Raw genomic sequence first — 22020 nt, forward strand, 5'->3', positions numbered from 1 at the left:
ACTTATCGCGGGCATTAAAAAAGCCGGGTGCATGATGCGCCCGGCTTTTTTTAATCTTCTTTAATTCCTAGCCGTTCCAGCACGCCACTTATCCCTTCGCGCAGCAGCAATGCAGCCAGTTGATCTTGCTCAGCGGTCGTCATTTGCTGGACAGAATTAATTAATAACGCAGGTAACGTATTTTGTTGAGCACCGTAATTGGCCGTCGGCTCGGTCGCGTGGCGGGTAGACTGAACAAAGCTTTTTACACGCTCATCAATATGAATCAATCGCGCCTTACCACCCTGTACACCGGGCTTGGGCGTGGTTGTCCAGTTTTCGCGTTTGATCCATTTATTCACCGTTTGCCGACTGTAGCCCGTTTCCAGCGCGAGCTCCTCGGGGGTGAGCCATTCCTTTTTCACGATGCTGTCCCTGTTAAATACATTAGCTGTACATATTACAACAAAACGTAACGGGGAAAAGTAATCAGGCAGGAAAATGCCTCTTGTCTGATGACAAAAGGCATAAATCGGATATTAAGCTTCGCTGGTTTCAGCTTGTGCAGGACGGAAAGCAAGGAAATAGGTGAGACCAACAAATATTGCACCGCCCACGCCGTTGCCGAGGAAGACGGCAATCACGTTTGGCGCAAAGTCTGCCCAGCTCATTTGTCCGGCAAAAATCGCGGCGGGCACAATAAACATGTTGGCTACCACGTGCTGGAAGCCAATGGCCACGAAGGCCATCACCGGGAACCACATGCCAAAGATTTTGCCGACCATATCTTTACTGGCGAAAGCTAACCACACCGCCAGACACACCAGCCAGTTGCAACCAATGCCGGAAATGAAGGCGTGCAGGAAATCCGCATTCACTTTGGCATGCGCAATTGCCACGGTCTTTTTCAGATAATCGCCTTCGGTCATACCGAGCATATGACCAAAGAACCAGGCGACCGCGATGCTGCCAATAAAGTTGGCAATGGTGACCCAGAACCAGTTGCGCAGCACGCTAAAACCGCTAATGCGGCGGGCGAACCACGCGATCGGCAAGGTCATCATGTTGCCGGTCAACAGTTCACCACCGGCCAGAACGGTTAGAATCAGGCCAACCGGGAACACCGCCGCGCCGAGGAAGCCGCCAAAGGAGCCCCATTCAGCAGGCAGTTGGTTGATAACATGCAGATCCAAAAGAAAACCAGTGGCAATAAAGGCACCGGCCATAAAACCAAGGATCAATAAGGTGGAAACAGGCAAACGGCTTTTAGCCACGCCCGCTTGAATCGCCAGTTGGGCGATCTCTTTCGGTGTATGCAGCGACATATTTCACTTTTCTTTTATTGAACAAGGGGAAAATGCTGGCCGGTCAAAGAGTGATATACCCTGGAAGGTTGACCGGTTAATTAGCGCGCTAAGTTTTACACTTACCCGTAACGAACACAAGATTATTCCTAACATCTTTAACCCTGATTTAACCTCGGTTGCAGGGTGTTAAATGCGAAAATACGTTAACGGAATGCACAGTTGCGTTGAAAAAAAGCCATTACGGTAGGGCGTTGCCGCCTTTTTCAGCGATTGAACACAGAACGAGAATTTGGCGTTGACACTCAGGGAGCGGTTTCATATGATGCCGTCCGTCGAGTTAAATCGGCTGTTTTTCGGTGCTGGGGGTATAGCTCAGCTGGGAGAGCGCTTGCATGGCATGCAAGAGGTCAGCGGTTCGATCCCGCTTATCTCCACCAAATCGTTTTTAACGATGCACTGAAAAAGATTTCCAGATGTGGGGGTATAGCTCAGCTGGGAGAGCGCTTGCATGGCATGCAAGAGGTCAGCGGTTCGATCCCGCTTATCTCCACCAAATCTCTGTTCGTCCTGAACAATAGCATCACAATCTAACACTGACTGAATTCATAATTGCTCATTTCGTATGCAGAATGGCGTCATTATTCGTGTGACGACAACTCCCAGCGTTCTGAAATGCGCCCATCTTTTGATATCAAGTTTCTCGACGAATTGCGCCGTAAATCGCGCGTGCTTCTTCCTGTGCGCTGAGATGATCTCACCCATTCAGCACCAGCTGCTCATTAGGGGCGCAATGAATCGCACCGCAGCAGCTTCTCACGCGCTGAGATGATTAAATCCGTTCAGCATTCAGCACTGCATCAGAGTGCGCCATAAATCGTGCCGCCAGAGCTTAGTGTGCACTGAAATTATGCACAATCTGGTCGCGGCGCAATTCATGGCGCTAAGAATTAAGCGGTTGCGGCTTGTTCTTGTGCAGGCAACACGCGGAAGCCGTGCGTGCCATCACGATCCAACTGCGCCACCAGACCGTATTCCCAATCGAGATATGCCTGCATCACAGCAGGTGCGATATCGGTGCCTTCATACGGACGACGATAGCGATCAATCGCCGGAGACAGCAACTGTTGGTCGCCTTGCTCGGTGGGCAGTTGCGCTGCGCGCCAGGCTGCATTGCCGCCCTCCAGTACAAACACCGGCTTGCCGGTGAGTTCTGCCACCTGTTCAACCGCATATCCGGCCAGCAGGCTGCTGCCACAGGTCAGAACATAACGTCGTGCCGCTGGCAGTGCGGATTTGCCCTCTTTTTGCAGCGTTGAACGTAGCAGCCAGCCCGCGCCTGGAATATGGCTGTTGAGGTGATTGGCGCGCGTGGTGAAGTCCAGTACCTGGGTCTGACCTTCTTCCAGCCACTCCGCCAGTTGCTGCGGAGAAATAAACTCGGGCTGCGCAACCGCAGGAACCTGCGCTTTCCAGGCACCGGTGGCACTGAAATCACTGGCCTGCAGCTCTTCCAGCACCGAGACCTGCCAGCCAAGCTGCGCCAGCCAGGAGGCGGTCATATTGGCGCGTACACCATCGTCATCAATCAGTACAATCCGCGCGCCACGCACGCTGGCGTAATGGTCAGTTTCCTGCACCAGCTGTCCGCCTGGAACATGACGACTGCCGGGCAGATGACCCGCCGCATACTCGTCAGCGTCGCGCACATCAAACAGGTAAGTGGTGCGCGGTTCCTGCTGCCAGCGCTTGAGCGTTGCCAGTGGAATACGTTCTACGCCAGCGCGATCGGCAATGCCTCGTGCGTGACTCGCCGCCTGGCGCTGTGCGGTTTCACTGGCATCACCGTAACGGCGTGACTGACCTTTATCCAGATCGTGGCCTGCCAGCGTCCAGCCAATCGTGCCGTTGCGCAGCGCAAACACTGGATTACGGATACCGGCATTAACCAGCGACTGGGTGCCGATGATGCTGCGCGTGCGGCCCGCACAGTTCACGATCACCGTGGTTTCCGGTGATGGCGCGATATCGCGCACGCGCAACACCAGCTCACCGCCCGGCACGCTGGTAGCGCCTGGAATGCTCATGGTCTGGTATTCATCAAAGCGGCGCGCATCCAGCACTACCACATTGGCGTCGCTGTTGATTAAGCTGTGCACTTCATCAGCTGACAGGGAAGGGGTGTGATTGTGATGTTCAACCAGTTCACCAAAGGCTTTGCTCGGTGAATTCACGTCAATAAACAGCTCCCCGCCGGCTGCCTGCCAACCCGTTAAATCCTCTTTTAACAGCGCCACATTGCTGTAGCCCAGCGCGGCAATACGCTCTGCTGCTGCCTGTGCCAGACCCTCGCCGTTATCATATAAAGTGATGGCTGTTGTGGATTGTGGAATGCGGTCCAATAGCTCCAGCTCCAGTTTGGAGAGCGGGATATTCACCGCAAACAGCGGATGGCCGGTGGCAAACAGTGCTTCGTCGCGCACATCAACAATCGCCACTTCCTGCTGCTGACGCAGAGCCTCAAGAATGTCCGCCGCCTGGCGGAAAGGGAAAACGGGTTTACTCATGTGATAGATCCCAAATGTTCGGTAAGTAACGGTTGCTGTAACCGGAGATAAACTGTTTTTCACTGCCGTCTTCGCGATACACCGCGCGTTTGACCGCGCCAATGTTGGCGCCATACACGTGGATGCTGATTGACACGCGATCGTCATAGGCATTGCTGACGCGATGAATATCCCCCACGGTGGGAGAGACGGCTTCGACGTTGCCGGGATCAAGCCGTATCGGCGCACCTTCTGGCTGCAGGCCGTTCGGCCCGGGCTGCCAGGATTGCGATATCTCCGCACCGCGCAGCATGCCAATTAATCCCCATACGCGATGGTCGTGAATCGGGGTTTGCTGGCCAGGCCCCCACACGAAGCTCACAACTGAAAAGCGCTGCCGGGCATCGGCGTACAGCAGATATTGTTGATAGTGTTCGGGATGCGGCTGAGAGTAAGCCTCGTCCAGCCAGTCGTCATGTTGGATCAGCTCGCCCAGCCAGGCGCTGCCCTGTTGCAAAACAGTGGCTTCATCGGGATTCTGGTCGAGCAACGTAGCCAGATTACCGACAAAGTCGCGTAAACGATGATGCTGATAGGCACTCATGATTTATCTCCCGGCGCGCTTTTAGCGACCTGATTGGCCTGAGCCGACAAACTAAAATCAAAGGCTTTACTGACATCGATCGCTTTCGGCAGCACCTGATAGCGATGGAAGAATTCAGCCGATTTTTGCAGGGTGGGGATCAGGCTGGCATCAAACACCAGCGGTCGAATGCGCGCATCGGCTATCCAGCTGCTGGTAATGTTAGTGGGCATATTGAGTGTTTTACCCAGCACGCTGGCGAACTCCTGCGGATGTTGCTGCGCCCAGATTTGTGCCTTAGCCAGGCGCGCCAGCAGATCGGCAATGGCTTTACGTTTACCTGCATCATTGATCGCTTCATCACGCGCCAGCGCATACGAATAGCCCGACATAATGCCTTTGCCACCGCCGTCAGCGACGCGCACCGTACCATCGACGGCGGTGGAGGTGGCGATATACGGCTCCCACGGCGCCCACGCGGATACGGCGCCGGAGGTCAAGGCGGCTCGGCCATCAACAGGTCCAAGGAATCGCAGCGTGACATCGTCTGGTTTTAATCCCGCACGCTCTAGCAAGCCAAGCAGCAGATAGTGGCCCCAGCCGCCACGATTCACCGCGATCTGCTTGCCTTTCAAATCCTGCAAACGGTGAATCCCGGCATCTGGACGCGTCAGCAGCGCGATACTGTCAGGATTGTTTTGCCATGCGCCAACCGCTTTGACCGGCGCGCCAGCCGCAAACACAAACAGGAATGGCAGATCACCGGTAAAGCCGACATCCAGTGCACCGGCATTTAATGCTTCCTGCACCGGTGCACCCGAATCAAAGGCGGTGAGTTTCAGATCGTAGGGCAGATTATTAAGTTCACCTGACGCTTTTAACGCGGCAAAACGATCCCCCTTAACATCGCCCAGGCGCAGTGTGACTTTATCAGCAGCGAACAGCGGAATGAGCGTGGAGAGCGCCAGCGCAACGCCGGTAAAGAGAGTTGCCAGCCGCATCAGGCGCTCCTTTTGTTAGCGGCGTTTAGCGCCGCGACTTTCTCACGCGTCAGCGGAATCAGCTCCTCGCCATATTCCACCGCATCATTCAGCGGATCGAAGCCGCGAATCAGCACACTGTGAATTCCCAGGCGATAGTAATCCAGCAGCGCATCGGAAACCTGATCGGCGGTGCCTACCAGTGCGGTGGAGTTGTAGCCACCCTGTACCAGTTTCGCCACGCCGGTCCATAACACTTTGTCCAGACGATCGCCTTCGTTGGCGGCAGCCAGCAAACGCTGAGCGCCAACACTTTGCGGCTTGGGTTTACCAAAGGCGAAGCCGGTCTCTTGCAACTGCTTCTCGGCCAGTTCACGGATATGCTCGGCACGTTCCCAGGCCTCTTTCTCGGTTTTCCCGATAATTGGACGGAACGAGATATTGAAATCAATCTCACGCCCGTGCTGAGCCGCAGCGGCTCGCACATTGCGCACCGTCTCTTCCGCACCTTTCAGCGGTTCGCCCCACAGGGCAAAGACATCGGCATGGCGCGCAGCGACATCAATCGCTTCCTGAGACGATCCACCAAAGTATATCGGCAGCTTTTTCTGCGCAGGTTTGATGGCGGAAAACGCCTGCTCAGCCTGGTAAAAATGTCCCTTGTGATCATAAGGCTGGCTGGATTCCAGACTCTGCTTCAGCACGGCAAGAAACTCATCGCTGCGCGCATAGCGTTCGGCTTTATTCAGGAAGTCACCATCACGACGCTGCTCGACATCGCTACCGCCGCTGATGATATGCACGGCCAGCCGACCACCGGTCAGTTGATCCAACGTTGCCAGCTTGCGTGCGGCCAGTGTCGGTGCGACAAAGCCCGGACGGTGTGCCAGCAGGAATTTTAGTGTTGAGGTGTGTGCCGCAGCATGTGCGGTCACCAGAAAGCCGTCGGGTTGATCGGACCAATAGCCCACCAGAATGCGATCAAATCCCGCTTCTTCATGGGCGCGGGCGAAACGCGCGATGTAATCTTTATCGAACAGCGGACCGCTGGCGGGAATGATTTCGGAAGCCAGGCGGTGGCCAATCATGCCAAGAAATTGAATGCTCATACGATTCTCCAGATGTGACGTTATGGAGAAAAGCTACGGGCGCAGGCAACCGGGACGGAAATTCAATATTGTGAAAAGGTTTTGCGTCAGGCGGGGAAGCGGCGAATGACGGGGATAAAAGGGGTGAAATGCAAGATAGAACAGAAAGGCATAATTAAGAAGAGAAGGGCGAGCCGCAGCTCGCCCTGAACATCAGAAGGCCAGAACCAGACCGGCGATAGCGGCAGAGAGCACGCTCACCAGGGTTGAACCGTACAGCAATTTCAGGCCGAAGCGAGAAACCACGTTGCCCTGTTCTTCGTTCAAGCCCTTAATCGCACCCGCCACAATCCCGATGGAAGAGAAGTTAGCGAAGGAGACGAGGAACACAGACAGGATACCTTCCGCGTGCGGTGACAGCTGACCAGCAATCTTCTGCAGATCCATCATCGCCACGAATTCGTTAGAAACCAGTTTGGTTGCCATGATGCTGCCGACCTGCAGCGCTTCGCTGGACGGCACGCCCATCACCCACGCAAACGGGTAGAACACATAACCCAGCACACCCTGGAAGCTGATGCCGAAGATCAGGTCAAACAGCGCGTTCAGGCCAGAAATCAGGGCGATAAAACCAATCAGCATGGCGGCAACGATGATCGCCACTTTGAAACCGGCAAGGATATATTCGCCCAGCATTTCGAAGAAGCTCTGACCTTTGTGCAGATCCTGCAACTGCAGATCTTCTTCGCTATCGACGCGGTAAGGGTTGATCAGTGACAACACAATGAAGGTGCTGAACATGTTCAATACCAGCGCGGCCACCACATATTTCGGCTGCAGCATAGTCATATAAGCGCCGACGATGGACATGGAAACTGTCGACATTGCCGTAGCAGCCATGGTGTACATGCGACGCTGTGACATTTTGCCAAGGATATCTTTATACGCGATAAAGTTTTCTGACTGTCCCAAAATCAGAGAGCTTACGGCGTTGAAGGATTCCAGTTTGCCCATACCGTTGACTTTTGACAGCACGGTACCGATGCCGCGGATCACCCAAGGCAGGATACGGAAATGCTGCAAAATACCGATCAGCGCGGAGATAAACACGATCGGGCACAGAACATTCAGGAAGAAGAACGCCAGGCCTTTGTCGTTCATGTTGCCGAATACGAAGTTAGTCCCTTCGGCAGCATACTTCAGCAGATGATCAAACAGACCCGCAAACCCTTTGACGAAGCCGAGGCCCGCTTCAGAGTTAAGGAAGAACCACGCCAGCAAAACTTCGATCACCAGAAGCTGTACGATGTAACGAATACGGATGCTTTTACGATCGTGACTGACCAGTAAGGCCAGTACGGCTACCACCACTAATGCCAAAAGAAAGTGCAAAATATGGGACATGTCGGCTCCAAATTTGAGGAGGGTTGTATTTTGTTGCGTATTCTATGTAACGCGTTACTTAAAAACGAGATCAAAACCACATTATAAGTATTCGGTATCGACAAATTTCTAAGAATAGTCTCACCGCTCACAACCTCTTCACAAAGCCTTCACAAGAAATATCCATAAAAACATTGTCTATAAAATAACCCGGGAGTAGAGTGATTCCTGTTGCAAACATTTTGGCAAGAACTGGCTTTACCGCAAGGTATAGCAATGGCTATACTTCATAGCACCATCTATTATTACGATAACTATAATCAAATTTCACTTGCCTTGAGCGCCCGTTAAGCTGCATGGGTCAACAAGCGTTAGGACAGGGTCCACACTATGTCAGAAAGTCGCACTGCTGAGCGCGCCGCTCGCGGAGCCAGAAAAATCAAGCTCGCGCTGCTTGGCCCTGCCTTCATCGCGGCAATTGGTTATATCGATCCCGGTAACTTTGCCACCAACATTCAGGCGGGTGCGGCCTACGGCTACAAACTGCTGTGGGTGGTGGTCTGGGCCAATGTGATGGCGATGCTGATTCAGCTGATGTCAGCCAAACTTGGCATCGCCACCGGTAAAAACCTTGCCGAGCATATCCGCGATCGCTTTCCACGCCCGGCAGTGTGGTTCTATTGGGTGCAGGCGGAAATCATCGCCATGGCCACTGACCTCGCCGAATTTATTGGTGCGGCACTCGGCTTTAAATTATTGCTGGGGATTTCGCTACTGCAAGGCGCCGTGCTCACCGGCGTCGCCACCTACCTGATTTTGATGCTGCAAAGCCGGGGGCAGAAGCCGCTGGAGTTGGTGATTGGCGGCCTGCTGTTGTTTGTCGCCGCTGCCTATATTGTTGAGCTGTTTTTCTCGCAGCCGAAAGTGAGTGAATTGGTCACCGGTATGGCGTTGCCTTCGCTGCCCACCTCTGACGCCGTGTTCCTCGCTGCCGGTGTGCTGGGTGCCACCATCATGCCGCATGTGATTTACCTGCACTCGGCACTGACGCAACACGGTAACATTGGCAGCAAAGCGGATCGCTACTCGTCCACTAAACTCGATGTGGCGATTGCCATGACCATTGCCGGCTTTGTCAATCTGGCGATGATGGCGACTGCGGCGGCAGCTTTCCACTTCAGCGGGCACACCAGCATTGTGGATCTCGACCAGGCGTATTTGACGCTGCAACCTTTGTTGGGCCGCGCAGCAGCCATTGTGTTTGGATTAAGTCTGGTGGCGGCAGGCTTGTCTTCTACCGTGGTGGGAACACTGGCGGGACAAGTCGTGATGCAGGGCTTTATTCGCTTCCATATTCCGCTGTGGCTACGTCGCACCATCACCATGCTGCCTTCCTTTATCGTGATCTGGGCCGGATGGGATCCAACGCGCATTCTGGTGATGAGCCAGGTACTGTTGAGTTTCGGTATCGCACTGGCATTGATCCCGCTGTTGGCCTTTACCGGCAACCGCGAGTTGATGGGCGATGAGATGGTCAATTCGCGCCTGATGCAAAACGCCGGACGCCTGATAGTGGTGCTGGTGGTGGCATTGAATCTCTATCTGTTGGTCGGTGAGGCGCTCGGCTGGTAACGCTTCGGCTGGTCATGACGAAAAAAAGAAAATCCCGGCTATCAGGCCGGGATTTTTGTATTAATGGTGGTGGTGATCATGCCTGTCATCATGACGATGGTCATGGCGCCAATGCTCACGGCGTTCCCGCTCATGCCAGCGGCGTTCACGCTCACGTTCGTAAGCCTGATGGCGACGCCACTCTTCATGACGCCACCAGCGGTGATCGCTGTAGCGATAACGATCATTCCACCAGCGCGGCTCACGCCAGCGGCCGCCATCCCAATAGTAACCTCGACGGTCGCGATCGCCGAGATGCAGCGTGACACCCGGAGCCAATGTAAGGGTGGCGCTGTTGGCTTCTGCTGTGTGCATCGCCAGGGGTGAAAGTGTTGCCAGCAAGGCGGCAAACAAAATTGCACGTTTCATAACTTCTCCTTTTCAGTGGCTTATCACTGCCACCGTTGCGCTAGTGTGCCACATCGGTCCAGTGTTGCCTTGAGAGTGAGTCTGAAAACGTTGCGGGAAATCTGAATTGAGAATTTTCTGCTGCGGAAAATACCCGGCCTGAGCCGGGTAGGTAAGCGTTTACACTAATATGTTATGAATCGCTTCGATCTCTTCAGTTGTCAGCTCGGGCTGGCTTAGCATCTTAACGGCATCATCAATTTGCGCAGTTTTACTTGCACCAATCAGCACCGAAGTCACGCGTGCATCACGCAGCACCCAGCTCAGCGCCATTTGCGCCAGCTTCTGCCCACGCTGTTGGGCGATCGCCTGCAGCTTACGCACTTTTTCCATCTTCTCTTGCGTCAACTGGCTCTCATTAAGGAATTTACTGCCGCTGGCGGCACGGGAGTCCTCAGGGATGCCTTGCAGATAGCGATCGGTCAGCACACCACCCGCTAGCGGAGAGAAGGCGATGCAGCCGACGCCATTATCACCCAGCACATCCAGTAGACCTTGCTCTTCCGGTGCACGTTCGAACATGGAGTATTTCGGCTGATGAATCAGGCAAGGCGTGCCCAGATCGCGCAGAATGGCAATCGCTTCGGCTGCTTTATCTGCCGGGTAATTGGAAATGGCGGCATACAGCGCTTTGCCCTGACGCACCACCTGATCCAGTGCGCGCATGGTCTCTTCCAGCGGCGTTTCCGGATCGGGACGGTGATGATAAAAGATATCGACATACTCCAGCCCCATGCGTTTCAGGCTCTGATCCAGACTGGAAATCAGATACTTGCGCGAACCCCAGTCGCCGTAAGGGCCGTCCCACATGGTGTATCCGGCTTTGGTGGAGATCACCAGCTCATCGCGCAGCCCGGCAAAATCTTCGCGCAGAATGCGACCAAAATTGGACTCCGCAGAACCCGGCGGGGGGCCGTAGTTGTTGGCAAGGTCGAAGTGCGTGATGCCGCGATCAAAGGCGTGGCGCAGTAATTCACGGCTATTATCGACGCGCGTGCTGTCGCCAAAGTTGTGCCATAAACCCAGCGAAATGGCCGGTAATTTCAGGCCAGTACGGCCACTGCGACGATATTGCATCTGTTGATAGCGGTCGGGATGAGGAAATACAGACATGCAGCGTTCCTGTCTCAAAAGGGGAGAAAGTGACATCAGCATAGCAGTGTATGCGTTTACACTAAGCCGAAACGCGCCGAAGATCGCAACTTACAGAATTTTCTGTCGTCGTAACGATTGCTTGCCACAAATCACCATGCGCTGATGGTGAAAATCTCGCCAATTCAGCCACATCGCTGATACTTCGATCATCCCCTTAAGAAGGAGCTGTCGATGAAAACCCTCAACGTTGGCGACTATTTACTGCACCGTTTACAGCAAGCTGGCATCCGTCATCTGTTCGGTGTGCCGGGTGATTACAATCTGCAATTTCTCGACAGCGTTATCGCTCATCCTGAGATTGCCTGGGTCGGTTGCGCCAATGAACTCAATGCCGCCTACGCGGCGGATGGCTACGGTCGTTGCAACGGTGCTGCTGCACTGCTCACCACGTTTGGCGTGGGTGAACTGAGTGCGATTAATGGGATTGCGGGCAGCTATGCCGAATATGTCCCGGTGATTCATATTGTTGGCGCGCCAGCCAGTCGTGCGCAGCAGCAAGGTGACTGTGTACATCATTCACTGGGGGACGGCGACTTCCATCATTTCCTGCGCATGGCACAAGAGGTAAGTACCGCCAGCGCGGTGCTGACTGCGGATAATGCGGTTGAAGAAATTGACCGTGTGATATCGGAAGCGCTTAACCAGCACCGGCCCGGCTATCTGCTGCTGGCGGTGGATGTCGCGGCGACGGAGATTACGGTGCCTGATGCTCAGCCCGTTGCGCCTGTCCATCAGGAGACCGCCGTTGCGACAGCTTTTGCTGCCGCCGCTGAACGCTTACTGGCTCCTGCACAGCGCGTGGCGTTACTGGCCGATTTCCTCGCTTCGCGTTGGCAATTGCAATCGCCGCTGTTTGCACTCCGCCAACTACGCGCCATTCCCGCCGCTACATTACTGATGGGCAAAGGCGTGCTCGATGAACAGCAGCCCGGCTATGTGGGTACCTACGCTGCCGAAGGCAGCAGCGATGCGGTGCGCCGGGCCATTGAAGAGACGGATGTCACGCTGTGCGTCGGCGTGCGGTTTACCGATACCCTGACCGCCGGTTTCACCCAGCAGTTACCCGCAGAGCGCGTTATCGACCTGCAACCGTTTCACGCCACGGTGGGCGAAGAATGCTTTGCGCCGCTTAGCATGGCGCAAGCCCTCGCCGCATTATTGCCCGTTTATCAACGCCACTGCGTACATTGGGCACTGGCCGACACTGCATCTTGCGAAGAAATTGAGCAAAACGATGATGCGGTAATCAGTCAGCACACATTCTGGCAGGCGATGCAGCGCTTCCTGCTGCCGGGTGATATCATCCTGGCCGATCAGGGCACGGCCGCCTTTGGTGCCGCCGCGCTGCGTTTACCACCGGGCGCAGAATTGCTGGTGCAACCGCTATGGGGCTCGATTGGCTATACTCTACCGGCGACCTTTGGTGCACAAACGGCACAACCTGACCGACGCGTCATTTTGATTATCGGTGACGGTTCAGCGCAGCTGACGATCCAGGAGCTGGGTTCAATGCAGCGTGACGGGCAACAGCCGATTATCTTCCTGATCAATAACGACGGTTACACGGTTGAGCGGGCGATTCACGGCGCTGAACAGCGTTACAACGACATCGCACAATGGAACTGGACTGCGCTGCCACATGCGATGAGCGTAGAGTGTGCGGCACAAAGCTGGCGAGTGAGCGAAACGGTGCAGTTAACGGCGGTGATGGAGCAATTAATGCGTCAGCGTCGCCTGACGCTGGTGGAAGTGGTGATGGAAAAACAAGATCTGCCGCCGCTGTTGCGTAAAGTCACTGCAGCTCTTCACCAGCGCAACGGCGGCTAGCCACTTTCCGGCTTAGGCTTTGTTGTTTTAGACCAGGCGGTGCCTGAAATCCTCACGTACACTCGTTACGCTTCGGTTTCTCCGCATCGTCCGTTTCCTGTGAGGCTGCGTCGATAACGCCTGACGTGATAAGCCCGCAGTTTCGGAAAGTTGCCTCTATACAGTGAAGCCGCGGATTGTCAGGCTGTGCCACGCACCCGAAGTGTTTACGCCCATCGTGCTGGTGGGCGTTATTGTTTTATTGGCAGGCTCTTATATAGTGTCCTGCAATTGTTTATGACCCAAGCGGAGCAGCAGAAGAATGACAAAATACGCCCTGGTCGGCGATGTGGGCGGTACCAACGCCCGTCTCGCCCTGTGTGAGGTGGAAACCGGTGCCATCTCCCAGGCCAAAACATTCTCAACATCAGACTACGACAATCTCGAAGCGGTGATTCGTGCTTATCTCGACGAACAAAAGCTGGACATTAAGCATGCCTGTATCGCAATTGCCTGTCCTATCACCGGTGATTGGGTGGAGATGACCAATCACGATTGGGCATTCTCAACGCGCGAGATGAAAGAACACCTGGCATTCGACAGCCTGGAAATCATCAATGATTTCACCGCCGTGTCGATGGCCATCCCGATGCTGACCGACGATCAAGTGATTCAGTTTGGCGGCAAAGCGCCGGTAGAAGGCAAGCCGATTGCCATTTACGGTGCCGGCACCGGATTGGGCGTGAGCCATCTGGTGCACGTGGATAAGCGCTGGATCAGCCTGCCGGGCGAGGGCGGTCACGTTGACTTCGCCCCGAACAGCGAAGAAGAGGGTGAAATTCTCGAAGTGCTGCGTGCGGAACTGGGTCACGTGTCGGCGGAGCGCGTGCTGTCAGGATCCGGTCTGGTGAATCTCTATCGCGCCATCGTCAAATCTGATAGCCGTGAGCCTGAAAACCTCAAGCCGAAAGATGTCACCGAGCGTGCATTAAAAGATAGCTGCATTGATTGTCGTCGCGCGCTGTCGCTGTTTTGCGTGATCATGGGGCGTTTCGGTGGCAACCTGGCACTCAATCTCGGCACCTTTGGTGGCGTGTACATTGCGGGGGGAATCGTGCCGCGCTTCCTCGACTTCTTTAAAGCCTCCGGCTTCCGCGCCGCGTTTGAAGATAAAGGCCGCTTCCGTGATTATCTGGTCGATATCCCGGTGTATATGATCACGCACGATCAGCCAGGCCTGCTGGGCGCGGGTGCACATTTGCGCCAAACGCTGGGTCGCGTGCTGTAATCTGTTCCGGCGAGCAGCGTCCTGCTGCTCGCTTTACAACCTCATCAACTGGCGAAACGCCTTCACCTTGCTGCGGCTCACCGGCACTTGCGCATCCAAATCGCGTAACTTCACCAGATAGGTATTGTTAAACCACGGCTCAATCTCACGAATTTTACTGAGATTGACGCAGTACGATCGATGACAGCGGAAAAAGAGCGGTTCCGGCAGGCGACTGCAAAATTCACTGATCGCCATCGACATCACATACGCTTCGCGGCGGGTATAAACAAACGTCAGTTTTTCGTGCGCTTCAACATAATAGATATCGTTGATATCTGTCACGATAATGCGCTCATCTTTCACCAGATTAACGGTTTGCGGCGCGCTTTGCTGAGTGGATGGCTGTGCGAGGTGCTGCTGTGCACTGGCCTCCAGCTTGTTCAGCATGGTGATAATACGCGACTCATGATAGGGCTTAAGGATGTAGTCAAACGCATCCAGTTCAAACGCATCCACCGCATGCTCTTTCCATGCGGTGATAAACACTATCAACGGCTTATGCGCAAATTGGTTAATGTTTTGGGCCAGCAGCATGCCATCCAGCGAAGGAATATTAATGTCGAGAAAAATGACATCGACGCGATGGTTTTGCAGATACTTCAGCACTTCCAGCCCATCATCAAAACAGGCTTCGATAGTGATCTGACTGTGCTGCTGGATCATCCAGCTCAACTCTTGCTGAGCAAGAAACTCGTCTTCGACGATAATGGCTTTCACGCGCTGGGTTCCGTGATATGGCTCAACGGTGCAGCCAGACGCTGACCGTTTTTGCTCAGAGTGAAGGCGATTTCCGTTCCCGGATGATGACGCGTGATGCTCAGACCCTGACCGGAAAGCAGTTTCACCCGATGATGCACATTAAGCAGCCCGATTTTGTTACCCGGCATCTCATCGCGTGCCACCCGGCCAATGACCTCTTCACTGATACCCGCGCCCGTATCGCGCACCGCAACGCGCACATAATCACCGAGGTCTTTCACACTCAATGTCACCACCCCTTTGCCACGGCAGGGCTGAATACCGTGCACAATGGCATTTTCCACCAGAGGCTGAATCAGCAAACTTGGCAGCGTGAAGTGCAGATCTTCATCAATGTCATAAATCATCGACAGCTTATCGCCAAAGCGCGCCTGTTCAATCGCGATGTAATCCTTCACCTGCCACAGCTCTTTTTTAATATCGATCAGCTCGTCATCGTTCAGCTCAAGGTTGTAGCGTAAATAGCGCGAAAGATTGATCACCAACTGACGTGCCGTATCTGGATTGAGACGAATGGAAGAGGAGATAGCATTCAGCGCGTTAAACAGGAAGTGCGGGTTAATTTTGCTCTGCAACGCACGCAGTTCCGCTTTGTTCGCCATCTCTCGTAACTGCTCCGCGCGAGATACCTCCAGCTGGGTGGAGATTATTTGCGACAAACCAATAGCCATCTCTTTTAGCGATCCGGTAATGCGATGTGCACGGCGATAATAGATTTTTAGCGTGCCCGTCACTTCCCCTTTTTCCCAAAGGGGAATAACCAGCATCGAGTGAATATCTTTGGTGCGATGCGCCTCATCATTATTCTTGATAATGATTTTGCCGCTCGCGATCGACTGCGCCGTGGTAGGGCTGATGCCATCATCCCCGTTGTGATAGTTATGCTCACCGTAACCAACATAGGCGAGAATCTGCTGAGTATTGGTGATGGCTACGGCATCGGCATGAATATCGCTGCGAATGATATCGCACACCTGACGCAACGATTTGCTATTCACCTGACGAAACAGCGGCAACGTTTTATTGGCTATCTCCAGTGCCAGCTTGGCCTGGCGCGCCGCGATCGCCTCCTTTTCTCCTTCCACGCTCTGCACTAACAGCACAATCAAGCCAATGCTTGATGCACCGAGAATCATCGGTAAAGCGATCTCAGAAACAATCGAAAAGCCCAGCGCCATCGGTCGAGCCCACAGCACAATCAGCAACATGGTGAGGGTTTCGCACAGCATGCCGCCAAGAATACCGGCGCGCCAGTGCTGCTCTTTGCTCACGCGGCGATTAATGACGCCAGAAGCGACACCGGCAATGATACTGGTAATCAGGCAAGGTACGGCCGTGACGCCATCCATATCGATCAGATAACGATGGATGCCCGCGATCACCCCGGTAGCGATACCAACCCACGGGCCAAAAAGAATGCCGCCGGACATCACCGCAATCACCCGCACGTTCAGCAGCGAGCCATCGACGTTAATGCCCGACCAGGTACTGAACAGTGCAAACAGCGAGAAAATCGCCGTCACCACCACTTTCTCTTTAATCGAATGCTCATCTTTTTGCAGCAGCTGACGGAATACCCGCGTGCGGGTAAGGAAGAACAGACAAATCAGCATCAGCGCAGCGCGGTCAAATACCGCCAGCAGCATGTCGAAGTGGGAAGGCAAGGGCATCTCTCGGAGTGAACCTGGGTGAGGGTATGATAAAAAATGTGATCAAGATCTGCCAGCGCCGCGACACCCGCAAAACGCTTCTCATGGTTTAGATCAATTTTCCGGCCAAATTCTCACTGGTGTTTTAAAACAGCAACGCATTCAGCTCAAGGCCAGAACGGGCCAGCCCGAAGAGCAAAGCGTCTGGGCCATGGATGGCCCAGCCGATCTGCAGGGATGCGTGTTGTCTTTGCGATCGGGCTGGCCCATTCTGGCCCTGGCACCCAACCAACAGCGACTATCAACTCAATTCAACTCAACTCAACTCAACTCAACTCCCAACTCCTAAAATCCCCCACACTCCCCAAAAAGAGGAAAACTTGAGTAATAAAAAGAGGATTAGTTATCCCTACGCAGAACGCTGGTTGTAAATCACGCGGTTTGCTATGTTGCCATGAGTTATTTCGCGGAGCGCAGCAATGCAACTTCTTACCCCTCGCTTGTCCCTGACACGCTTACAACCCGAAGACTGGCAAATCTTCAAAGCCGTACACGAAGATCCCGGCACCATGACCTGGGTCAGTGAAATCCCTGACGAAAACGACATACGCCAGCGCTTCACCGAACGCCTCGCGCCCTGGCAAGTCACCAGCTTCCACATGCTGTGCCTGGTGGCACGCCTGCGCGAAACCAATGAACCTATCGGCCTGTTTGGATGCAGTGCCGAATGGCAACCTTATCGACAGGCCGAGGTCGGCTACATGCTCTGCCATCGCTTCACCGGAAACGGCTATGGCAGTGAAGCGCTCAAGGCACTGTGCGACTTCTTGCTACAGGCAGAATTTCATAAACTCAAAGCGCTGGTCATAGAGGGGAATTGGCCGTCCCGACGCATTCTGGAAAAGAATGGTTTCACACTTGAGGGCACCCTTCGGGATAATTATCTGCTAAACGACCAATGGGTAAACGATTGGGTGTTGGGTCGCCTAAATCCGCAACATTAAAAAAATATTCTGTTGCTCTCGACAATTCTGTTATCAGCGCGTTATGTTCTTACCTCGGTCACCGCAGTGACCAGCGTCGCTCGGACGGTCCGGGCGCCTACGTAAACCAGAGGACATCATGGCTGATAACAGCACACCCCGTCGTTTCTCGCGTATTGAACGCCTTCCCCCGTATGTATTTAACATCACCGCTGAATTGAAGATGGCTGCGCGTCGGCGCGGCGAAGACATCATCGATTTCTCAATGGGGAACCCGGATGGACCCACGCCGCCACACATCGTGGAAAAACTCTGTCAGGTAGCGCAACGCGAAGATACGCACGGTTACTCCACCTCGAAAGGTATTCCTCGCCTGCGTCGCGCCATCTCGCGCTGGTACGCAGATCGCTATCAGGTAGAGATCGATCCCGAATCAGAAGCCATTGTCACCATCGGTTCCAAAGAAGGGCTGGCGCACCTGATGCTGGCGACGCTCGATCATGGCGACACTGTCCTGGTGCCCAATCCGAGCTACCCGATTCATATTTACGGCGCAGTGATTGCCGGTGCGCAAGTGCGTTCCGTGCCGCTGGTGGCGGGCGTAGACTTCTTCAACGAGTTGGAACGCGCTATCCGCGAAAGTTATCCGAAACCGAAGATGATGATCCTCGGCTTCCCTTCGAATCCCACTTCACAGTGCGTCGAACTCGACTTCTTCGAACGTGTAATTGCGCTGGCGAAACAGTACAACGTGCTGGTCATCCACGATCTGGCTTACGCCGACATCACCTATGATGGCTGGAAAGCGCCGTCGATCATGCAGGTGCCGGGTGCGCGCGACGTAGCGGTGGAATTCTTTACGCTGTCGAAAAGCTACAACATGGCAGGCTGGCGTATCGGCTTTATGGTGGGTAACAAAGAATTGGTATCCGCGCTGGCGCGTATCAAAAGCTACCACGATTACGGCACCTTCACCCCGCTGCAGGTCGCGGCGATTGCCGCACTCGAAGGTGATCAGCAATGCGTGCGTGATATCGCCGAGCAGTATAAACGCCGTCGCGATGTGCTGGTGAAAGGGCTGCATGAAGCGGGCTGGATGGTCGATCTGCCAAAAGCCTCAATGTACGTCTGGGCGAAAATTCCCGATCACTATGCGCATCTCGGTTCGCTGGAGTTTGCCAAACTGCTGCTGCAGGAAGCCAAAGTGTGCGTCTCACCGGGCATCGGCTTTGGTGACTACGGTGACACCCATGTGCGATTTGCCCTGATTGAAAATAGCGATCGTATTCGTCAGGCGGTACGTGGCATCAAAGCCATGTTCCGTGCGGATGGTATTTTGCCGGGAACGGTAAAAGCGCTGGAAGAAGAAGAGTAAAACTAAGAAGGGCGACTTTGGTCGCCCCGCCTGGCAGGATTTATTTGAGCATCAGCACGAAGGTGCCTACCCAGATTAACAGGAAGAAAGAAACTCCCATCAAAGCATATCTCACAAAACGACTCCTCTGAGCGGTTACCATGCTGGTGATCCCACTCCAGCGTAACCCGAACAGAATAAGAGAAAGGTGAAGTTCATAATCGCTGCACGCTTTCTTCTCAGGTGGTTCCAAGCGAACTCAGAACAGGATCGAGCGCTAATTTACGCGCAATCGATCCGAAAATAAATAGGCCAGTTCTGAGAGATTGCTCACATTTTCATCGGGCGTCAATTTCCGGTATCGCGGACATGCCCACACGCAGTTGTGCCAAATCGGGTTGGTTGGCATCCAGCACAATTTTCACCGGTAAACGCTGCACCACCTTGGTGTAATTACCGGTGGCATTGTCCGGTGAAATGGCGGAGAAGGTCGCGCCCGTCGCCGGTGCAATGCTGTCAACATGACCGGTAAAGGTCTTGCCAGGCAGCGCATCGACTCTCACCACCGCTCTCTGTCCCGGCTGCACATCGGCCAGCTGAGTTTCAAGATAGTTGGCGGTGATATAGGTTTGCTGCAAGGGCACCACCGCCAGCAAACGCGTTCCGGCGCTAACGTAAGCGCCCAATCGCACCGAACGCTGACCCACCATACCGTCTACCGGTGCCACAATCCGCGTATAAGAGAGATTCAACTTCGCCTGATCCACGCTGGCCTGCGCTGCTGTCACATCGGCCTCTGCCTGACGCACGGCCGCTTGTAACACACCAACCTGTTTCATCGATGCAGCCAGTGCAGCTTCACTCTGGCGCACAGCAGCAGACGCTGAACGTTGGGTTGAACTGGCTTTCTGCTGCTCATCTGCGGCAATGGTGCCGCTTTTATACAGCTGGTTATAACGCGCCGCACTCTGTCCTGCGTATTGCGCAGACGCCTGGCTCGCCGCTAAGGTCGCTTTGGCTTCATCAATGGTGGATTGCTGCTGCTCCAGTTGAGCCTGGCTGCTCAGGCGTTTGGCATCGCTGACCTGCAAATTCGCCTGCGCCGTTTCCAGCGCCACGCGGTAATCGCGATCGTCAAGCGTGGCTAGCAGTTCACCCGCTTTCACTCGCTGGTTATCCTGCACATTCACACTGGCGATATAGCCGGACACTTTCGGCGCCACCAGGGTGTAATCCGCATTTACATAGGCATCATCAGTGTGATGATCGTTGCCGGTCATTGATGACCAGACAAAAAAGGCCATGGCCAGCAACACGATTAATAGGGCACTCAACAGCACCGTTCTTTTCAAGGCAAAAGCTTGCATATCAGTTATCTCGACGTCGTCGTAACAGGTTGAATCAGGGTTTGTGGCGGCCAGACACGTTTTGGCAACCAGGCAGTCAGTAGTAAAAGCAGGGCGGCGAAACCAATCAGCATTTGGTAGCAGTCACTCAGGCTGAGCACCATCGCCTGATGCTTCAGCAGGGTCGCGAAACCGCTCAGGTTCTCTGCGCTACTGGCGCTGCCATCCGGTAATAAAGGAAAGCTGCTGCTGGATTGGGCGATGCTGGGCGCGGTCATCAGCCAGGGGCGACTGGCGGCATTGCCCACCAGCACGCTGGAGTGAAACTGTTCCCGGTGGCTGATAAACCATTCCACCAGGGTGCTGGCGGCAATGCTGGAGAAACCGCGCACCGTATTGAACATCGCGGAGGCAAATGGGCCTTCCGGTGGCGCAACCACGCTGGTGGCGCTCATCAACACCGGCAGAATCACCATCGGTTGACCGAAAGCCTGCAAAATTTGGATGACCCAGAAATTCTGTCGCGCCCAGTCACTGGTAATGTTCATGCCCATCAGGCAGGAGATCACCAGCAGCGTCACGCCAGCAGTTAGCATCCAGCGGCAATCAATCCAGCGGATATTGAGCAGTGCTGCCACCAGTGGGGCGATCAGTAATTGCGGCAAGCCGATGGTTAACGCCAGCGGCGCGAATTGCAGTGTGCGAAAACCTTCTACCTGGCCAAGATAGGCCGAGGGCAGTGCGGATCCGGAAAGCGACAGAATCAATACGCCCGCCAGCGCCAGCAAACCGTGTGCGAGATTGTGACGGCGCAGCATCTGCAATTTGAACAGCGGCAACGGGTGAAACCATTCATTAATAAAGAACACAGTCAGCAATGCCAGCGCGCTCAATAATAGCGCCGCAAACAGCGGTGAACTGAGCCAGTCAAGGCGTTCCCCTTGCGTCAGCGCCAGAATCAGCAGCGCCATGCCTGAGCAACCAGTCAGCATGCCGAACAGGTCTATCTGCTTAAAACGCTCGAAGCGCAGCGGGTCTTGAGGTAAGCCCCAGCCAATCAACAGCATGGCGATCAGCATTGACGGGATAACTTGCCAAAACACGAACATCCAGCTCACTTCATCGGTCCAGAAAGCGGCGAGTGTGGCGGCGAGATTGGGACCAAAGGTGGCGGTTAGCGCGTAGGCACCAAGGCCATAAAGTTTGATCGGCGGCGGCAGAAAACGCAGTGCCACGGTCATCAGTAACGGTGGCAATGCACCGCCAAACAGACCCTGAATCACGCGCAGCGCAATAAACAGCGTGGCGTTCGGCATTAAAGGCAGCAGCAAACCGCACAGCATAAAGCCAGCGGAAACCGCCAGAGCAAAACGACGCAGGGAAAAGGTCACGGCAAACCACGGCGCGATCATCATCGCGGCCACTTCTGCCGCCTGATAAGCGGAAATGATCCAGCTGCCTTGATCGTAGCTAATGCTGATGGCGGCACGGATGTCCGCCAACGCAATATCCGTCACGCGGTCATTTAATCCGGAGGTGAGCGCAGCAATCAGCACGCCAACCAATCCCAGCGCCAGGCGCAGGGTAAACGGATGGGGAGCCGGAGCCGCAACAGGCTGGGCGTTCATAACAGGTGTCTCGTTTTATTATTGATGCAGTGTATTGCGATGTGATACATGTCGCATCTTACATCTCG

Annotated in this window: 19 protein-coding genes and 2 tRNA genes; 7 read left to right on the forward strand and 14 right to left on the reverse strand. The window is 54.5% G+C overall.

Annotation, left to right across the window (positions count from 1 at the left end; all coding sequences use genetic code 11):
- Window positions 1–50 precede the first annotated feature (50 nt).
- Window positions 51–404 carry a YfeC-like transcriptional regulator gene (locus WFP70_RS10150; protein WP_337023340.1) on the reverse strand — a complete coding sequence of 118 codons (354 nt, stop codon included), beginning with the start codon at window positions 402–404 and terminating at the stop codon, window positions 51–53.
- 114 nt (window positions 405–518) lie between these two features.
- Window positions 519–1304 (reverse strand): formate/nitrite transporter family protein, encoded by a 786-nt coding sequence (locus WFP70_RS10155; RefSeq protein WP_160869730.1) that lies wholly within the window; start codon window positions 1302–1304, stop codon window positions 519–521.
- 343 nt (window positions 1305–1647) lie between these two features.
- Between WFP70_RS10155 and WFP70_RS10160 the strand changes: the two genes are divergently transcribed.
- Together WFP70_RS10160 and WFP70_RS10165 are read left to right on the forward strand one after the other, a co-directional pair.
- Window positions 1648–1723, forward strand: a tRNA-Ala gene (locus WFP70_RS10160).
- A 40-nt stretch (window positions 1724–1763) separates the two neighbouring features.
- Window positions 1764–1839: transfer RNA gene (locus WFP70_RS10165), tRNA-Ala, on the forward strand.
- Window positions 1840–2233: 394 nt separating this feature from the next.
- Here WFP70_RS10165 and WFP70_RS10170 read toward each other — a convergent pair.
- From WFP70_RS10170 to WFP70_RS10190, 5 genes are all read right to left on the reverse strand, one after another.
- Entirely contained in the window at window positions 2234–3850 is a 1617-nt protein-coding gene (locus WFP70_RS10170) for a rhodanese homology domain-containing protein (protein WP_337023339.1), read from the reverse strand.
- On the reverse strand, window positions 3843–4433 hold the full coding sequence (locus tag WFP70_RS10175) for a cysteine dioxygenase (protein WP_337023338.1): 591 nt from the start codon (window positions 4431–4433) through the stop codon (window positions 3843–3845). The genes WFP70_RS10170 and WFP70_RS10175 overlap by 8 nt, the downstream gene beginning before the upstream one ends.
- Window positions 4430–5413 carry an ABC transporter substrate-binding protein gene (locus tag WFP70_RS10180; protein ID WP_337023337.1) on the reverse strand — a complete coding sequence of 328 codons (984 nt, stop codon included), beginning with the start codon at window positions 5411–5413 and terminating at the stop codon, window positions 4430–4432. Before WFP70_RS10180 ends, WFP70_RS10175 begins: the two co-directional genes overlap by 4 nt.
- Complete coding sequence (locus WFP70_RS10185; protein WP_337023336.1) at window positions 5413–6501, reverse strand: LLM class flavin-dependent oxidoreductase; 1089 nt, start codon at window positions 6499–6501, stop codon at window positions 5413–5415. The genes WFP70_RS10180 and WFP70_RS10185 overlap by 1 nt, the downstream gene beginning before the upstream one ends.
- Before the next feature lie 192 nt (window positions 6502–6693).
- Window positions 6694–7884: a NupC/NupG family nucleoside CNT transporter gene (locus WFP70_RS10190; RefSeq protein ID WP_034825912.1), complete on the reverse strand. Its 1191-nt coding sequence runs from the start codon at window positions 7882–7884 to the stop codon at window positions 6694–6696.
- A 369-nt stretch (window positions 7885–8253) separates the two neighbouring features.
- On the opposite strand from WFP70_RS10190, the gene WFP70_RS10195 reads away from it, so the two are divergent.
- Window positions 8254–9495 carry an Nramp family divalent metal transporter gene (locus tag WFP70_RS10195; RefSeq protein ID WP_034825925.1) on the forward strand — a complete coding sequence of 414 codons (1242 nt, stop codon included), beginning with the start codon at window positions 8254–8256 and terminating at the stop codon, window positions 9493–9495.
- A 60-nt stretch (window positions 9496–9555) separates the two neighbouring features.
- Here WFP70_RS10195 and WFP70_RS10200 read toward each other — a convergent pair whose 3' ends face one another.
- Together WFP70_RS10200 and mgrA are read right to left on the reverse strand one after the other, a co-directional pair.
- On the reverse strand, window positions 9556–9903 hold the full coding sequence (locus WFP70_RS10200; protein ID WP_182056558.1) for a DUF2502 domain-containing protein: 348 nt from the start codon (window positions 9901–9903) through the stop codon (window positions 9556–9558).
- A gap of 159 nt (window positions 9904–10062) precedes the next feature.
- A complete protein-coding gene (gene mgrA / locus WFP70_RS10205) occupies window positions 10063–11055 on the reverse strand; it encodes an L-glyceraldehyde 3-phosphate reductase (RefSeq protein WP_337023335.1) in 993 nt (330 codons plus the stop codon).
- A gap of 213 nt (window positions 11056–11268) precedes the next feature.
- On the opposite strand from mgrA, the gene WFP70_RS10210 reads away from it, so the two are divergent.
- Both WFP70_RS10210 and glk read left to right on the forward strand, forming a co-directional pair.
- A complete protein-coding gene (locus WFP70_RS10210; protein ID WP_337023334.1) occupies window positions 11269–12924 on the forward strand; it encodes an alpha-keto acid decarboxylase family protein in 1656 nt (551 codons plus the stop codon).
- A 301-nt stretch (window positions 12925–13225) separates the two neighbouring features.
- Window positions 13226–14191 carry a glucokinase gene (gene glk, locus WFP70_RS10215; protein ID WP_160869928.1) on the forward strand — a complete coding sequence of 322 codons (966 nt, stop codon included), beginning with the start codon at window positions 13226–13228 and terminating at the stop codon, window positions 14189–14191.
- 33 nt (window positions 14192–14224) lie between these two features.
- Here glk and WFP70_RS10220 read toward each other — a convergent pair whose 3' ends face one another.
- Both WFP70_RS10220 and WFP70_RS10225 read right to left on the reverse strand, forming a co-directional pair.
- Window positions 14225–14950 carry a LytR/AlgR family response regulator transcription factor gene (locus WFP70_RS10220; RefSeq protein ID WP_097116535.1) on the reverse strand — a complete coding sequence of 242 codons (726 nt, stop codon included), beginning with the start codon at window positions 14948–14950 and terminating at the stop codon, window positions 14225–14227.
- Complete coding sequence (locus tag WFP70_RS10225) at window positions 14947–16638, reverse strand: sensor histidine kinase (RefSeq protein WP_337023374.1); 1692 nt, start codon at window positions 16636–16638, stop codon at window positions 14947–14949. The genes WFP70_RS10220 and WFP70_RS10225 overlap by 4 nt, the downstream gene beginning before the upstream one ends.
- 482 nt (window positions 16639–17120) lie before the next feature.
- Here WFP70_RS10225 and WFP70_RS10230 point away from each other — a divergent pair, with 482 nt between their 5' ends.
- The gene (locus WFP70_RS10230) at window positions 17121–17645 is read left to right on the forward strand and encodes a GNAT family N-acetyltransferase (RefSeq protein ID WP_097116537.1); all 525 of its coding nucleotides are present in this window, start codon (window positions 17121–17123) and stop codon (window positions 17643–17645) included.
- A 118-nt stretch (window positions 17646–17763) separates the two neighbouring features.
- Window positions 17764–18999, forward strand: coding sequence for an alanine transaminase (gene alaC, locus WFP70_RS10235; protein WP_038645618.1), 1236 nt, complete (start codon window positions 17764–17766; stop codon window positions 18997–18999).
- Between the two features lie 40 nt (window positions 19000–19039).
- Here alaC and ypdK read toward each other — a convergent pair whose 3' ends face one another.
- The 3 genes from ypdK to WFP70_RS10250 form a co-directional block, all read right to left on the reverse strand.
- Complete coding sequence (gene ypdK / locus WFP70_RS10240) at window positions 19040–19114, reverse strand: membrane protein YpdK (RefSeq protein ID WP_100701370.1); 75 nt, start codon at window positions 19112–19114, stop codon at window positions 19040–19042.
- A gap of 202 nt (window positions 19115–19316) precedes the next feature.
- Entirely contained in the window at window positions 19317–20345 is a 1029-nt protein-coding gene (locus WFP70_RS10245; RefSeq protein ID WP_337023333.1) for an HlyD family secretion protein, read from the reverse strand.
- A 5-nt stretch (window positions 20346–20350) separates the two neighbouring features.
- Window positions 20351–21952, reverse strand: coding sequence for an MFS transporter (locus tag WFP70_RS10250; protein ID WP_337023332.1), 1602 nt, complete (start codon window positions 21950–21952; stop codon window positions 20351–20353).
- Window positions 21953–22020: the final 68 nt, after the last annotated feature.

The sequence above is a fragment of the Pantoea sp. USMM079 genome, assembly GCF_037153115.1.
GTDB lineage: Bacteria > Pseudomonadota > Gammaproteobacteria > Enterobacterales > Enterobacteriaceae > Pantoea > Pantoea communis.